The following is a 15,262-nucleotide window of genomic DNA, read 5'->3' as shown; positions in this document are numbered from 1 at the left end:
GAGCTAAATATTTATGCGCTGTTGCTCTTACCAAAACTCAGCGCAAAATCAGCACCGGTATGCGGCTACCACGTAGCATGGCCGTGGTTGTACTACCTACCAGTAAGTGGCGAATACGGGAATGCCCGTAGGCGCCCATCACCAGCAGGTCAATGCTGTGCTCTTTTTCGTAGGCTTGTAGCGCTTCGTCTACCTCGCCAGCACGAATAGCGCCTTCGGCTTGATGGCCCGCTTCACGCAACGTGCTTAACGCCCATTCAAGCTCAGAGCGGCGTTCAGCCGTTTCTGCACCGATGATCAGCACATGGCACTCGGTGCCTACGAAGAGCGGTGAACGGGCCAGCATCTCGACGCCTTTACGGGCTGTTTTACTGCCGTCAAAGGCCATCAATATTTTTTCAGGCCGCTTGAAGGTTTTCGGCACCATCAGGATCGGGCGGTGCATTTCACGCACTACCCGCTCAAGGTTAGAGCCAAGATGGCCACTGGCCTGGTGAGCGGTTTCACCGCGCTTACCCACCACCAGCAATCGCACGTCTTTTTCAAGCTCTACTAACGTTTCAACTAGGGTACCGTTGAGCTGGCGAGTGATGGGGTCGCTGACCCCATCCTTTATCGCCCGTTCTTTGGCCGCCTCCAGCATTAGCTTGCCCTGCTCGCGATTCACCTTGGCGCGCTGCTCATCAAGGTCGGAAAGCTCTTTCATTAACCGTTCGCGGGCACCGAATCGCAGGTTGCCGGAAAGATTCTGCTCTTCGGGTATTTCAGAATGGTTGTCGACCACATGCACAAAGGTTAACGGTGCATCCATGGCCAAGCTTGCCCAGGCGGCGTAATCGCAGACGCCTTCTGCATACTGGGAGCCGTCAATCGCGGCTAATACTTGATCAGTCATATCGCTCTCCTTCATTGGTTAGTGGCCGCCCATCAGTTTTTCAACTGCTTCGGGGTCGTTATGAACCGCATAGCGATCCACTACCGTCGCGCTGGCTTCGCTCAAGCCCACCATCTCAACCTCGGTACCTTCACGGCGGAATTTAATTATCACGCGATCCAACGCCTGTACGGCAGTGATATCCCAGAAGTGTGCGCGGGAAAGATTGATAGTGACTTTATCGATGCTCTCTTTGAAGTCGAAGGCGGCGATAAAGCGCTCAGAAGAAGCAAAAAACACCTGACCGACGACTTCATATTCACGCTCTTTCCCCGGTTCTACTTCTTTAGAGCCGATATACATAATGTTGCCGACTTTATTGGCAAAGAACATCGCCGCCAACAGCACACCAACAAAGACGCCAATCGCTAGGTTATGGGTGCCTACCGTTACGATAACGGTGGCCACCATGACAAAATTGGTACTCATAGGGTGCTTTTTCAGGTCGCGAATCGATTCCCAGCTAAAGGTACCGATTGCCACCATAATCATCACCGCTACCAGCGCCGCCATGGGGATTTGCGATACCCAATCCGCCAGGAAAACGACCATCAACAACAGCGCGATTCCAGCAATCAGCGAAGAGGTACGACGACGTCCACCGGATTTGATATTGATTACCGACTGGCCAATCATGGCACAGCCTGCCATACCACCGATTAGACCCGAGCCAATATTGGCAATGCCCTGTCCTTTACACTCGCGGTTTTTATCGCTTTTGGTATCGGTCAAATCATCGATGATCGTGGCTGTCATCATTGACTCTAGTAGCCCCACCACCATCAACATAATTGAATAGGGCAATACAATCATCAGCGTTTCTAGGTTCAGCGGTACATCGGGCCACAAAAAAACTGGCAGCGTATCGGGTAGTTCACCCATATCACCTACGCTGCGAATCTCCATGCCGGTCATCATGTAAACGACGGTAAGAACAACGATGCAGACCAGTGGCGAAGGGATAGCTTTACCGATTGCGGGTACATAGGGGAAGCCATAAATAATCACCAGGCCCGCAAGTGTCATCGCATAGACGTGCCATGTGACATCGGTCAGCTCGGGCAACTGTGACATAAAAATCAGAATTGCCAGGGCATTAACGAACCCTGTTACCACAGAACGCGATACAAAACGCATCAGCTCAGCGAGCCTTATATAGCCCGCAATAATTTGCAGCACCCCCGTGAGCAGGGTAGCCACCAGCAGATACTCTAACCCGTGATCTTTAACTAGGGTTATCATCAGCAGTGCCATAGCACCGGTAGCGCCGGAGATCATTCCCGAGCGGCCACCTGCGAAGGCGATAATCACACAGATTGCAAACGAGGCGTAAAGGCCGACCTTCGGGTCAACACCGGCAATAATCGAGAACGCAATGGCCTCGGGGATTAGCGCAAGCGCCACAACAAGTCCAGCTAAGGTGTCACCCTTGAGGTTGGAGAGCCATGATTGTTTAAACTTTTCGTACATGCGAGGGGTCCATGATTTTGGGGTAACGACAAGCCAAAAACGGGCTAACAGCGCAGCCAACAATAGGAAGCATCGCCAACACATTGGCACGCTGGGGTAATCAGCTTGTAGTTTTTCAATAGTGGAAAGCTAGCTTTAGGTACGGCTACGTTCATGTACAAGAAAATCAGGTACTGAAGGCTTAAGTACCAGAAAGCGATGACAGCACAGTGAAAGCGCTATCAGCACCTCAAGTGGGGGGAGCTTGGAGCTAGGGTGGAGTCATCAGCCCTAAAAAACGATGTGTAAATACAGTCATTGGCAGAGATTCTTTTACAGCTGGGAAAAAGAAAGAGTAGTGCAAAAACGTGCTATATCTTAGCAGCAAACCTGCTGCATTGCACCTAGCGTCTAGTGCTGCCCTTCGGGTTTCATCACTTTGACATATCAATCCACTACTTTAGGCAGGGTGATCTTACCCCCCGCACCTGGCGTACCATTACGCCGTTTAAGACGACATTTATCACCTGAGTCAGTCATACAGATTCACTGATGTGGCAACAGTCTTCCGGACATATTTTTAAGCAGCTACTGGTAGCGCTGACTCATAGTCCACTGGACTCATATAGCCATTGCTGGAGTGCAGCCGCACCCGGTTATAAAACACTTCGATATACTCGAAGATGACTTGCTTCGCTTCAGCCCGTGTCTTGAAGTCTTCATGGTGAACAAGTTCCGTCTTTAGCGTGTGGAAAAAGCTTTCTGACGGGGCATTATCCCAGCAATTTCCCTTACGGCTCATACTGCACCGATAACCATGTTGCGTCAGCAGCTGCTGGAAGTTGTCCGATGCATACTGGCTTCCGCGGTCGCTATGAACCAGTAATCCGGCATTAGGCCTACGCTTCCAAATCGCCATGGTAAGCGCATCATTGACCAGCGAGGTCGGCATGCGACTATCCATTGACCAACCTACGACAGCGCGCGAATACAAGTCGATAAACACCGCCAGGTAAAGCCACCCCTCCCGTGTCGGTATGTAAGTGATATCCCCCACATAAGCCTGATCGGGCTTCTCCGTGGTGAAGTGTCGATCCAGCAGGTTGGGAGCAACGGGTTTATCATGTTTCGAGTTCGTCGTTGCCCTGAACTTGCGCCTTGTTTTGCACGCCAAGCCTTCCTCCTGCATTAATCGGCCAATGCGACGCCGACTGACTGATTCATTCTCTTCCGACAGCTTCTGCTGGAGACGTCGCGTCCCATACGTCGCTCGGCTGGCTTGATGGTGCTTATGAATGTTGGCCTTCAACGCTTCATCTCGCTGGTTTCTCAAGCTGGGCGGCCGTAATTGCCACTCGTAATAACCGCTTCGAGAAACGTCAAACACCCGACACATCAGAGCGATGCTGAATTCGCTCTGATGGTGCATGATAAAGGTGTATTTCAGCGTGATTCTTTGGCGAAGAAGGCTGCCGCCTTTTTTAACAGTTCCCGCTCCTCCTTGAGTCGGGCATTTTCACGACGCAGCTGTTTTAGCTCCTCATACAGATGCACGTCATTTACCTGCTTACCGGAGCCTGGCGGTGGTTCGCCGTGAAATTTATTGATCCAGGTATGCAGTGTATTGACGTTCACCCCCAGTTCTCGGGCGGACTGGGCAACTGGCTGATTCGATTCTATCGCCAGTTTGACGGCACCTTCTCTGAATTCGTCGGTATAAGAATTGGTTTTCTTCTGAGTCATGACACACCTCTATAAGCAGGAGATATTACCTGCGTCTGTGTGTCCGGGAAACTATAGCCACTTCAGTGCTCATCAGTGGCCATCAGCTGATTATCGATGACTCTAAACGGAACCGAATGTTTCTCAAGGATATTGTTAACGTATTGGTGCCCGGGAACAGCTACTCCCCAGTTTTCAAGTGCCTCACATGCATCGCAGAAGGCGGCGATAAAACCAGGTGCGTCGGATGCAGCTCTGTCAGCGTGATATTCTAGGTCTGACTCAGCCCACGACAAACTAGAGCTTTTGGCGTACTGATCACCACTCGCAACAGCCAAAAATTCCTTAAATTTTTCAATAATCTGTTGGCGACCAATGGTGCTAGATGAGGCCTTTCGCGCAAGGCTAATAAAGTCTTGAACCGCTCTGTCGGTTAACGGAGTTGTTCCTCCCATCGGGAACCGTAACTCTACTGGCAACTCAATTGGCACGATGGCTCACCTTTCTCGTAATTCATAACGCTTCAAACACCGGCGCAGCTAGCTGCGTCTGAGTGCTTTGACTTGTTACGTGATTGACTCGCCAAGATAACCTTTGGATGATCTGGGTCAATTGCCAAAAGCTCTTGGATTACATACCTTAACGCTTTCCTACAGTTTTTCGTTGATTCTTGAATATCTTGTTCACGCGCCTTCATATAACTTGCCAATTCTTCATTATCGAAATTCATTTCTCTTGATTTCAGATGCACGAGAGAGTTTCGATCTTTGTGGAGGCGTTTCAATGATTCATAAGCTTGGCCAGACTTAGATATCTCTTTTCCAGTAATCAGTTTAGGGATAACTAGCCACTTCGATACGAAGTCTAATTTGTCCAAGTGATCTTTCGAATACTTATCTCCTAAACAAGATGCAGCATAGTCATAAATAAAGGCCTCAAAGTACATCGCCGTGAACACAACAGCAATAATACATGACTGGTCTCTAGCCTCCTCCAGAGGATCTAGCTCTATATGGAGCGTGTAGTATTCGGCTGGAGGATTTTCGGGGTCATCACAGCTTGATAGCAATGATGAAATATCAGCCCAAAGCTTTTTCACTTTTGGGTCGATTTCCTCAAACGTGTCTAGATTACTCTCGGCAATCCATCTAAACCTATCATCTCCACCTAAGCGGGTATATGTTTCAAATCTTTCCATATGGCTTCACGTAACAGTTTATTAGTGCGCATGCGTGCTTTTCTGGCCACCACCATCCTGACCATATAGTTATAATGCATTGAAATTTAGAGAAATAAATGCCGCATGCGCGTTAACATTTTCACCATCCTTTGGATATTGCACATAATCATCAATAGCTTTCCCCTAACACCTTGTTTCATAAAAACTTTGAAAAAGCCGCTCCAGAAAACCAAACATTTGTATTTCAAACCCAACCAGAAAAACGCGCATTGTGAGCCAAAGGTACTTATGAATATCCGGTCTCAGCGAAGTCCGCTCAGGGTCGATAGCGCGCCTGTTTGATCTAGAGTTATTCGCCACTTTTTCTAACAAACATTACTGCCCGCTACGCCTCCCATACTCTTCACGGCTTATTGGGTCAGCCATTAATCCATTACAGAGTTGATTATACTTTACAAATAGGATTTCAAGATTTGAAAAATCACTACGGATTTCATTAAACTGCTGCATGCGTGCCATCTCCGCCCTAGCCTTTGTGACCTCAGCATTACTAAGGGTAACCCCCTTTAGGAATGCTTCATTCGCAAGAGCAGTGAATTGCTCGGCCAAGTCGTTCTGCCCGCCGCGACGTACGCCTTCAGAAGTAATCGCGTAGTAACTCCAACACTGTGCATAATCGGCTGCAAGGTTTGATCGGATGTGGTCCTCGTCGGCGGCTTGAGCATGGATAGAAAATGCCATTAATACAAGGAATACAATAGCTGTAACTTTAGTCTTAATTATGATCATCTTCCGCCACCTTTAAGCACATAACACCATTCATCGAGAATACCCCATATACTCAAAAAACCGCGCCCGCTGTCTTTGTCGGCATGGCCGCTTTGGGTCGTTACCAGCCAGTGGCTACCATTCAAAACTCTTCAGAGGACATTATCTGAAAGAAGAGAGGCTGTCACCTCGCCCTCACGAGCGTGCATCAGTGAAGCTTTTGAGGGAGTTGAGCCATGGAGGTGAGTATCAAAAAACGACTTACGAAGAGAGAGCGTCCAGAGAGGTTTGTTTCTATTCAGTGAAAGCCAAAACCAAAGTATGGGCTGAGGTATGGGCTGACTAAATTACAGACACAAAAAAGCCGCTGAAATCAGCGGCTTATTCGTAATACTTGGCGGAGGGACAGGGATTCGAACCCTGGATAGGCTATTAACCTATGCCGGTTTTCAAGACCGGTGCATTCAACCGCTCTGCCATCCCTCCGGCTTATGGGTGCGTATAATAACAGCTTTCCCTTGGAAGTCAACGCCTTTCCGGTTAATTAGTAGAGCCTTAAGCCAACTCGAGTAATATTACCGCCTTCCATTTCACTAACTACCCAGTGAATGCCATGCCAGTCGACATCGTCGCCTACTACTGGGTGGCCGCCGACACGTAGCGAAATAAACTCCGCAAGCGTCATGTCCTGCTCACCCGGGCTTAAGGTTAAACCATAGGCTTGGGCAATATCTTGCATTTGCGCTTCGCCATCCAAGGTGAAAGTACCAAAGAAGGCTCGCTCTTGTTTGAGCTTTGCATCGCCATTAAATAGACGGTTGAGCGCGACGAGGTCTTCGGTGCGACCAATGACACAAATGACATCACCAAGCTTTAGCCGCGTACTCCCTTTAGGATGCAGCATGACGTGGTGGCGAAAAAGCGCCGAAATCAATGCGCCCGAAGGGAAGCGCAGCAGCCGAATAGGAACATCTTCTAAGTCTTCGTTTTCGACCACATAAACAAACATCTCAAAATCATTTTCCGGCATTATGCCAAGCGGCCCTCGGCGGTTCGGCGTGGTGCCTACAGGTACTTCTACTTTCAGCCATCGCGCCATAAATGTTAGCGAGCCGCCCTGAATAAGCAGCGACATCAACACCACCGCAAACGCTACGTTAAAGTACAGCGAGGCATTTTCCACTCCGCCGATTAACGGGAAGATAGCCAGCACGATAGGCACCGCGCCCCGCAAGCCAACCCAGGCAATAAAGAAAGTCTCTCGCCAGCGGAATTTGAAAAACGGCTTAATGGTGATCAACACCGCCAGGGGCCGCGCAACAAAAATCAGTGCTAGCGCAACTAGCCCTGCTGGCAATGCCACGTCCCAGAGCTGGCTTGGAGTGACGAGTAAGCCCAACACCAGGAACAAACCAATCTGACTCAACCAAGCCAGCCCGTCGTGTACCGGAAGAATAAAGTTAAGGTGCCGCCCAGGCTGATTACCAATCATCAACCCTGCTAAATAAATGGCCAAGAAACCGCTACCGCCCAGCACACTGGTTAATCCAAACACACTGAACCCAAGCGCCAGCGCTAGCATGGCATAAAGGCCGGGGGCTAGATCTAACCAACGCAGCAGCTTAGCGCTTAGCCAGCCACCACCAATACCAACAACTAAACCAATTCCAAACTGGGAAATGAAGAACAGCAGTGTTTCGCCAATGCCGCCAATATCGCCAACCAACAGCTCGACCAACATTAGCGTGAGGAAAATGGCCATCGGGTCGTTGGTACCCGATTCGATTTCGAGCGTGGCCCCTACCCGCTCGTTGAGGTTAACCCCACGGCCGCTAAGCATCGAGAACACGGCTGCTGCATCGGTGGAGCCAACAATTGCCCCAACAAGCAACCCTTGTACTAGGGAAAGATTAAACACCCACATGGAAATGACACCAACAATAGCGCTGGTGATAAAGACGCCAAAGGTGGCTAACGAGAGCGCTGGCCTAAAGCCGACACGGAACGTTTTTAATCGAGTGCGAAGGCCGCCATCCAGCAGAATCATTGCGAGCGCTAGATGGCCAATCGTAAACGCCATGGTGTAATCGTCAAACTCAACCCCTAGCAGGCCCTCTTCCCCCGCCAGCATGCCAAGTCCTAAGAAAATCAGTAGCAGCGGCACTCCCATCATTGAAGAAAGACGGCTCGCTAAAATGCTGAGCGCCATCAGGGAACCGCCTACTAAGAAGAACGTGTAAATTGCGTCCATGTCTCTCCGTCTCACCATCAATGCCGTTCTATTATTACATGCCAACGTACAATTTACTGAGCTTGTTCGGCTTGTCGCTTACAGGGGCTAGCCAGATACTTCACCTCACAGCTAAACTCCGGCGTCATACCATCTGGAGTTAAGGTTATGTTGAACGCTTTTTTGCGTGCCCGTTCACTTGTATTTGTCACATTGAGCATTTTTTTATTATTTTCAATTTCAGCCACTTACGCAAACAAAGAAAATGGAGCAGTTAATAATAGTGAACCACTAACGCTGAACAGCGAGGTAACACTGCCTGCGGACTTATGGCCACTTTCGGACAACGAAGCATTAGAGGAAGCGGTGGAACAAGAGGAAGACGCGCCTAGCATGGCGCTAACTCCCCCACCGCCATTAGATCCGCCGCCCTTAAAGCAGCTCCTGCTAATGCTAGATTGGTATATCAGCCCTCAGCACGCTGCTTTAATTGTGGCGAAGCAGCGCGGTCTATTTGCTGCCCAAGGACTTGAACTTGAATTATTAACGCCTGCAGACCCATCCATTGCGATCAAGCTATTGACGGCAGGAGAAGTTGATCTGGCGTTAACGCGCCAGCCGTTGTTGCATTTACATGCTCACGAAGGTGCCGCTATCACCCGAATCGGCACGCTGATTGAGACGCCACTAAATGCTGTCATCGTGGCGGGAAACGCCCCAACAAACGAAACTACCGATCAGCTTGCAGGCTTGCACTATGGATTTTCCACCCGCGAAGGGCGTGATGTGCTGGTAGATCAACTGGTACCTATCTCGCTTCGCCAAATCGACGACTTTAACCCGCCTGAGAGCGTTCATTTTGATGCTGCCAGCGCCCTGCGAGAAAGCCGTGTTGATGCCATCGCTGATGGCTTTTATCTCACGCTGCCTCAACAACTGGCGTCAGATGGCATTGTCACCCACACCGTGCGTTATAACGATATTGACGTTCCGCGTCATGACGGTTTGATACTACTGGCAAATAGCGACACAGTAACAAGACGATCAGCCACTTGGTCACGTGTCCTTATTGCCTTGGAAGAGGCGAGCAATTGGATTATCGAAAACCCGGAAGCAGCGTGGTCACTGCTGATTAGCAGCCATCCTGTACTGGATAATGCGATTAACGAAGCCGCCTGGGACGACCTATTACGCCGCATTGCCATTAGCCCGGCGGCTCTTGATGACCGGCGTTATGCATCATTCGAGCACTATCTTGAGCAAGCTGGAATTACCGAAACAGCATTGCCGGTTTCTCGACTAGCCGTCAATCCTCATGCGTTGGTTGATGTACGCTAAAACAAAGTAGTAAAACGAAAGCACCATGAGCAATACACCACTGATATTTATTGATGTTGAGACGACGGGCACCCGTGCGACACGTGATCGCATTACTGAAATTGCTGCATTAAAGGTCGTGAATGGTCTCATTACGGATCGCTGGGTCAGCCTGATTAACCCTGGTGCCAGCGTACCTTCTCACATCAGCCAGCTCACTGGCATTTATGATGACATGCTGATTGATGCACCGCCTTTTCAAGCCATTGCGCACAGCTTGCGCGACTGGCTCGGTGAAGAGTGCCTTGTAGCCCACAATGCTCGATTTGATGCCAGTTTTTTGCGCAACGAGTTCAAACGTGCCGATATTGCCTATCAGCCGCAGCTCTGCTGCACACTGCGCATTTCTCGCCGTTTAATGCCTGAACTGCCCAAGCACAATCTTCGAGCTTTATTGGCTAACTTCAACATTCAACAAGCCCGCCAGCATCGGGCAGAGGACGATGCCAATGCTCTTTGGCAGTTGTGGAAAGCCTGGCAGCAACAGTTTGATGCTGCCAGCTGGCAAGCCGCACTTACCGACGAACAACGCCACCGAAGCCTGCCCGCACACTTAGCCAGTGAACAGCTTTCCGGGCTTCCTGCTTCACCAGGGGTTTATTTGTTTTATGGTCACAACCGCCTTCCGTTGTACGTTGGCAAAAGTATTAATTTACGCAGCCGCGTGCTTGGCCATTTCCAACGCGACCATCAAGACGACAAAGAGATGCGCCTTGCCCAGCAAATACAGCACGTTGAGTGGGAAGAAACCGCTGGCGATTTAAGTGCCCAGCTGAGAGAAGCTCAACTGGTCAAAGAGCTGATGCCAATTATGAACCGCCAGCTCCGCCGCCAGGGGCATTTAAAAACTTGGTATTGGCCAACCAACCAACCTTGCCCAACCCTGGTCAGCGGCAAAGCGATCAGCCAGCCTCAGCCAGGAAAGTTATTTGGGCTGTTTCGCAGTGCTAAAGAAGCTAAAGATGCGCTGCGCAATATTGCCGAAACACATCAGCTTTGCCCACAAGTGCTAGGAATAGATAAGGGAACAGGACGGTGTTTTGCTAATCAGATAGGCAAGTGTCGAGGCGCCTGCTGTGGACAGGAGACACTTGAAAGCCACACGCAGCGCGCCCAAGAAGCGCTAGTATCTTTTCAAGTAAAAACATGGCCCTGGCCGGGGAGAATCATTATTCGCGAGAAAAGCTGTAAAAACGGTCCAACCAGCCATCATGTAGTTGATCACTGGTGCTATTTAGGCAGCGCCACGACCAAACAGCGTGCACTGAGACTAAAAGGCGTCGCTGTCAAATTTGATGTAGATACCTATCGCATCCTAAACCGCTTTTTACGTGAGCCAGAGCGGCATAACCTGACGGTGTTGCCGCTCTAACCTTGCTTTGTAAGGCTACGAATGGGCGGCAATAAATGTATCAACGGCTTGCTGAAACGCTTCTGGCTGATCGGCGTGAAGCCAATGCCCAGCGTTTTTAAGTGTCACTACTCTTGCGCGTGGCAGTACTTCACGCAGTGCTGGTAGCATGTCATCTGCGATGTAGTGCGAATCAGCGCCTTTAAGCACCAATGTCGGCCCTTCGAAAGCGCGATCACCATCAGGCTTTCCAATAATCGCTTCATAACCACGTTGAATCTCATCCAACCCAACCCGCACTTCCATCTCACCTTGCTCATTGCGCACTAAGTTGGTGGCAAGAAACAGTCGAGTTGGACGGGAGTCAACATGCTCGGCCAATAAGGCGTCGGCTTCACGGCGGTTAGTGGGTTTACCCGCGGCTACCCGTTCGAGTGCAGCAAACACATCGTCGTGGCCATGCTGATAAGCTACCGGAGCGATATCGGCCACCATCAGTGACGCACAGCGTTCAGGGCTCATACGCGCCAGCGTAATAGCCACCTTCCCGCCCATGGAGTGTCCCAATACATGTGCGCGTTCGATCCCAAGCTTATCTAGCGTCGCTAATACGTCTTGGCTCATAGCGGTATAGCTCATACCTTCTGCATGAGGTGAACGACCGTGGTTGCGAAGATCCACAGCAACGACACGCCTGCTGCGATGCCAAACCTTTAAATGCGAACGCCAGTTATCAGCGCTACCCAACAAACCGTGAATCACTACAATAGGCAGTTGATCGTCGCTGCCTGATTCGTCAGGTAAATCGATAACATAAAGATCAACACGGGCATCATCAGTCATGCAGGCTCCTCAGTCGTTGCGCTTGGTTTTTATGCTTGGTCGTTAAGCCTAGCCGTTATGCGGTTCGGGGCGATGCGTCAGTTTGCCCTGTCCACACGACTAGCCGACGCGTTAGCCACGCTAACAACAGGCCATATAAAGGCAGGAAGAATAATAAACTAATGCCTAGCTTAATGGCGTAGTCGACCACCGCTATTTCTACCCAATGTTCGGCCATGAAAGGGTCTGGGCTGTTATAAAATGCGGTCGCAAAGAAAGCAAACGTATCCGCTAGATTGCCCAATACGGTAGAGCAAACGGGGGCTACCCACCACGCCCACTGACGAAGACGGTCAAATACTTGAACATCGAGTAACTGGCCTAGCACGTAAGCAAGGAAGCTAGCTAACGCGATACGGGCAACGAATAAATTCCATTCACCCAAGGCTTCGATACCGGCAAAGCTTCCCCGTGGGAAAATCACTGAAACAACGTAGGAAATCACTAGCGCCGGAAACATGACGCGCAATATGATTGAGCGAGCAGGCCCTTTCCCGAACAAACGAACCGTTAAGTCAGTTGCAAGAAAGATAAAGGGAAAACTGAACGCCCCCCAGGTAGTATGGAAACCAAACAGGGTAAATGGTAATTGAACCAAGTAGTTACTGGCGGCAATGATACCAATATGAAACGCGACCATTACCAGTAGGCAACGGCGGTACTGAGTGTCAGTCAATGCAAACATGCAGGTTGGCCTTTTTTTGCAAGTCCGAGGGGTTAGGGAACCCTCATTTAAGCGCGGTAAACGCCACTGGGGCGCGCATTATACGCCTTCCGTTAGGTAATTAAAGTCGCCCACCTGCCTGGGCGACTTTATTCATTACGCTATTAGCAACATTTTAACCTAAACGTCTAGCGACTTAGCTTGATCCGACGCGCCGACAGAACGCTCGCGCATCGCCGCATGCACGTCTTCTAAGCTAGTCGGATCATCAATGGTTGAGGGAATGCCGAACGACTTACCGTCGGCAATATTACGCAGTAACTTGCGCAAAATTTTACCCGAGCGGGTTTTAGGTAATCGATTGACGACCAACACCTGCTTAAAGCAAGCAATCGGCCCAATGTGCTCGCGTACTCGACTGATGAGTTCTGCTTCAAGCGTTGCTTCATCGCCATCGAAACCATCTTTAGTGATCACCAGTCCAATGGGTAGTTGGCCTTTTAGCTCATCGTGAATACCAATCACGGCACACTCAGCCACTGCAGGGTGCGCACCGACGATTTCTTCCATTTCGCCGGTAGAAAGCCGATGCCCGGCAACGTTAATCACATCATCGGTTCTACCCATGATGAATAAGTACCCGTCCTCATCGAAATAGCCACCATCGCCAGTGAGGTAATAACCTGGGTAGGCTGCCATGTAGGCACTATGAAAACGCTGAGGATCACGCCAGATACCGGTAAGACAACCAGGTGGAAGCGGTTGCTTTATGACCACGCTGCCCTGCTGCATTGGGTCTGTTTGTTCACCGTCACGATCCAAAATTTGCACGTTAAAGCCAGGCACTGGGAAGGTAGCCGAGCCTGCTTTGGTGGGCGCAGACTCAATGCCAGGTAAGTTTGCCGCAATAGGCCAGCCGGTTTCAGTTTGCCACCAATGATCGATTACCGGCACATCCAGCAGGTCATCGAGCCAATGAAACGTCGGAGGGTCTAAACGCTCACCGGCTACATATAAGTGTTCAAGACTGCTGATATCATAATTAGCTAGCAGCTTGGCATCAGGGTCTTCTTTTTTGATTGCACGAAAGGCAGTGGGTGCAGTGAAAAAACTTTTAACCTTGTACTCGTCAATCAACCGCCAAAAGCCGCCTGCATCAGGTGTTTTAACAGGTTTTCCCTCATACACTATTGTGGTACATCCTCTTAGCAGCGGCGCATACACAATATAAGAGTGCCCTACTACCCACCCTACATCCGACGCCGTAAACATCACATCGCCAGGATTCAGGGCATAAATTGCTTCCATCGAATAGGCTAATGCTACCGCGTATCCGCCTGTATCTCGCATAACCCCCTTGGGCTTACCTGTCGTGCCAGAAGTATAAAGAACATAGAGTGGATCGGTCGCTTTTAGGGGAACACAATCAGCAAACGGTGCATCCGCTATCAATGCTTGCCAGTCATGGTCGCCTTCGTGAAGTTCCGCACGGTGGGCTTCACGTTGAAAAACAACGCAGGCATCCGGCTTGAAACTGCTCAGTGAAATGGCCTGATCAACAATAGGTTTGTAAGGAAGCACTTTATCTACTTCTATGCCACAGGAAGCAGCAATTACTACTTTTGGTTCAGCATCTTCGATGCGCACCGCCAGTTCGTGGGGTGCAAAGCCACCAAATACCACCGAGTGAACCGCCCCTAATCGAGCGCAGGCATACATTGCGATGAGCGCCTCAGGCACCATCGGCATGTAAATAACCACTCGATCCCCTTTTGTCACACCAAGGCGAGCAAGCCCTCCGGCGAACTGCGCGACTCGATCACGCAACACTTGATAGGTAATGGTTTGCTTTGTTTGGGTAACGGGAGAATCCCATAAGATAGCAGGCTGGTCGCCCCTGCCTTGCTCAACGTGATAATCGATCGCCGCGTAGCAAATATTCAGCTCGCCATCTTCAAACCAGCGAGCATGTTGCTGATCGTCATAGCTAAGAATAGTGGAAGGAAATTTGAACCAAGGCAGTCGCTTGGCCTGCTCAGCCCAGAATGTTTCGGGTTTTTCGACAGATTGCTGATAAGTTTGCTGATAGAGGCTCATGGTGGGCTTGCCTTTATTGTGTCAATGAAAGCGAACGATTGTTGACACTTTATAAAGAAAATAGCCGTCACACCCTCATACTATGGGATAAACCGCGACTAAAGCGCTACATGCATCACATCATTGTCGACAAAACGCCACCTCACTACCATTGATAGATCGTTAAACCAGTGCTTGGACAAACACCGCTAAATTACTGATCATTCAACAACTGATCCTCGCGACGCGACGATGCCTAAATAACCTATAACAACGCTGTCACAACAGTGTAGGCAAGGAGATCCTCATGTCTGCTTCTACTAGCGCCGCTGCCCGTTTGCTTGAACATGATTGCCACGCCATTGAGGCGGGCACTAATCTACTTAAAGCATTGGCAAACGAAAAACGTCTCCAAATACTCTGCCTACTGGCAGAAAAAGAGCTCTCAGTCACTCAAATCAACCAGCAATTGGAGCTGAGCCAGTCCGCGTTAAGCCAACATTTAGCCATTTTGCGCCGCGATCAGTTGGTCGACACCCGCCGCGAATCGCAAACCATTTACTACTCATTAAGCAGTGAAAGCGCCAAGGCGATTATTGACACCTTGGCACACCATTACGCTGCCTAAA

Annotated in this window: 13 protein-coding genes and 1 tRNA gene; 3 read left to right on the top strand and 11 right to left on the bottom strand. The window is 50.0% G+C overall.

All coding sequences use genetic code 11. The features are described 5' to 3' along the window. Positions 1–37: 37 nt before the first annotated feature. The 8 genes from B6A39_RS08690 to B6A39_RS08655 all read right to left on the bottom strand — a co-directional run bounded on the left by B6A39_RS08690 (position 38) and on the right by B6A39_RS08655 (position 8,304). The gene (locus B6A39_RS08690; RefSeq protein WP_083004051.1) at positions 38–895 is read right to left on the bottom strand and encodes a universal stress protein; all 858 of its coding nucleotides are present in this window, start codon (positions 893–895) and stop codon (positions 38–40) included. 18 nt (positions 896–913) lie between these two features. Further along, complete coding sequence (locus tag B6A39_RS08685; RefSeq protein WP_083004047.1) at positions 914–2,404, bottom strand: SulP family inorganic anion transporter; 1,491 nt, start codon at positions 2,402–2,404, stop codon at positions 914–916. A gap of 559 nt (positions 2,405–2,963) precedes the next feature. Further along, positions 2,964–4,126 (bottom strand): IS3 family transposase gene (locus tag B6A39_RS08680; RefSeq protein WP_156886207.1). Its coding sequence is split into 2 segments (ribosomal slippage): positions 2,964–3,853 and positions 3,853–4,126, totalling 1,164 coding nucleotides; the frame shifts between segments, so codons are not numbered across the junction. 62 nt (positions 4,127–4,188) lie between these two features. Beyond that, complete coding sequence (locus tag B6A39_RS08675) at positions 4,189–4,596, bottom strand: hypothetical protein (RefSeq protein WP_083004043.1); 408 nt, start codon at positions 4,594–4,596, stop codon at positions 4,189–4,191. A gap of 32 nt (positions 4,597–4,628) precedes the next feature. Then, on the bottom strand, positions 4,629–5,303 hold the full coding sequence (locus B6A39_RS08670) for a hypothetical protein (protein ID WP_083004039.1): 675 nt from the start codon (positions 5,301–5,303) through the stop codon (positions 4,629–4,631). A 357-nt stretch (positions 5,304–5,660) separates the two neighbouring features. Next, entirely contained in the window at positions 5,661–6,074 is a 414-nt protein-coding gene (locus B6A39_RS08665; protein ID WP_083004036.1) for a hypothetical protein, read from the bottom strand. A 374-nt stretch (positions 6,075–6,448) separates the two neighbouring features. After that, a tRNA-Ser gene (locus B6A39_RS08660) sits at positions 6,449–6,539 on the bottom strand. Positions 6,540–6,597: 58 nt separating this feature from the next. Continuing rightward, the gene (locus tag B6A39_RS08655; protein ID WP_083004033.1) at positions 6,598–8,304 is read right to left on the bottom strand and encodes a potassium/proton antiporter; all 1,707 of its coding nucleotides are present in this window, start codon (positions 8,302–8,304) and stop codon (positions 6,598–6,600) included. A 147-nt stretch (positions 8,305–8,451) separates the two neighbouring features. Between B6A39_RS08655 and B6A39_RS08650 the strand changes: the two genes are divergently transcribed. Both B6A39_RS08650 and B6A39_RS08645 read left to right on the top strand, forming a co-directional pair. Next, positions 8,452–9,621: an ABC transporter substrate-binding protein gene (locus B6A39_RS08650; RefSeq protein ID WP_083004030.1), complete on the top strand. Its 1,170-nt coding sequence runs from the start codon at positions 8,452–8,454 to the stop codon at positions 9,619–9,621. Positions 9,622–9,646: 25 nt separating this feature from the next. After that, positions 9,647–11,032, top strand: a complete 1,386-nt coding sequence (locus B6A39_RS08645; RefSeq protein ID WP_083004026.1) for a 3'-5' exonuclease family protein — start codon at positions 9,647–9,649, stop codon at positions 11,030–11,032. A gap of 15 nt (positions 11,033–11,047) precedes the next feature. Here the strand turns inward: B6A39_RS08645 and B6A39_RS08640 are convergent, their stop codons facing one another. The 3 genes from B6A39_RS08640 to B6A39_RS08630 all read right to left on the bottom strand — a co-directional run bounded on the left by B6A39_RS08640 (position 11,048) and on the right by B6A39_RS08630 (position 14,654). Continuing rightward, on the bottom strand, positions 11,048–11,854 hold the full coding sequence (locus B6A39_RS08640; protein ID WP_083004022.1) for an alpha/beta fold hydrolase: 807 nt from the start codon (positions 11,852–11,854) through the stop codon (positions 11,048–11,050). Positions 11,855–11,909: 55 nt separating this feature from the next. After that, a complete protein-coding gene (locus B6A39_RS08635) occupies positions 11,910–12,578 on the bottom strand; it encodes a 7-cyano-7-deazaguanine/7-aminomethyl-7-deazaguanine transporter (protein ID WP_083004018.1) in 669 nt (222 codons plus the stop codon). Between the two features lie 159 nt (positions 12,579–12,737). After that, the gene (locus B6A39_RS08630) at positions 12,738–14,654 is read right to left on the bottom strand and encodes a propionyl-CoA synthetase (protein WP_083004014.1); all 1,917 of its coding nucleotides are present in this window, start codon (positions 14,652–14,654) and stop codon (positions 12,738–12,740) included. Positions 14,655–14,940: 286 nt separating this feature from the next. Between B6A39_RS08630 and B6A39_RS08625 the strand changes: the two genes are divergently transcribed. Further along, entirely contained in the window at positions 14,941–15,261 is a 321-nt protein-coding gene (locus B6A39_RS08625; RefSeq protein WP_083004010.1) for an ArsR/SmtB family transcription factor, read from the top strand. Position 15,262: the final 1 nt, after the last annotated feature.

The organism is Halomonas sp. GT, assembly GCF_002082565.1.
Taxonomy (GTDB): domain Bacteria; phylum Pseudomonadota; class Gammaproteobacteria; order Pseudomonadales; family Halomonadaceae; genus Vreelandella.
The sequence above is the reverse complement of the archived record's forward strand: the minus strand, read 5'-3'. Positions and strand labels throughout refer to the sequence as shown.

Bases quoted from the DNA above. Each gene is read 5' to 3' on its own strand.
- B6A39_RS08635 (WP_083004018.1), bottom strand. From the start codon at position 12,578: ATGTTTGCATTGACTGACACTCAGTACCGCCGTTGCCTACTGGTAATG.
- B6A39_RS08670 (WP_083004039.1), bottom strand. From the start codon at position 5,303: ATGGAAAGATTTGAAACATATACCCGCTTAGGTGGAGATGATAGGTTT.
- B6A39_RS08640 (WP_083004022.1), bottom strand. From the start codon at position 11,854: ATGACTGATGATGCCCGTGTTGATCTTTATGTTATCGATTTACCTGAC.
- B6A39_RS08645 (WP_083004026.1), top strand. From the start codon at position 9,647: ATGAGCAATACACCACTGATATTTATTGATGTTGAGACGACGGGCACC.
- B6A39_RS08685 (WP_083004047.1), bottom strand. From the start codon at position 2,404: ATGTACGAAAAGTTTAAACAATCATGGCTCTCCAACCTCAAGGGTGAC.
- B6A39_RS08630 (WP_083004014.1), bottom strand. From the start codon at position 14,654: ATGAGCCTCTATCAGCAAACTTATCAGCAATCTGTCGAAAAACCCGAA.
- B6A39_RS08655 (WP_083004033.1), bottom strand. From the start codon at position 8,304: ATGGACGCAATTTACACGTTCTTCTTAGTAGGCGGTTCCCTGATGGCG.
- B6A39_RS08690 (WP_083004051.1), bottom strand. From the start codon at position 895: ATGACTGATCAAGTATTAGCCGCGATTGACGGCTCCCAGTATGCAGAA.
- B6A39_RS08665 (WP_083004036.1), bottom strand. From the start codon at position 6,074: ATGATCATAATTAAGACTAAAGTTACAGCTATTGTATTCCTTGTATTA.
- B6A39_RS08650 (WP_083004030.1), top strand. From the start codon at position 8,452: ATGTTGAACGCTTTTTTGCGTGCCCGTTCACTTGTATTTGTCACATTG.
- B6A39_RS08625 (WP_083004010.1), top strand. From the start codon at position 14,941: ATGTCTGCTTCTACTAGCGCCGCTGCCCGTTTGCTTGAACATGATTGC.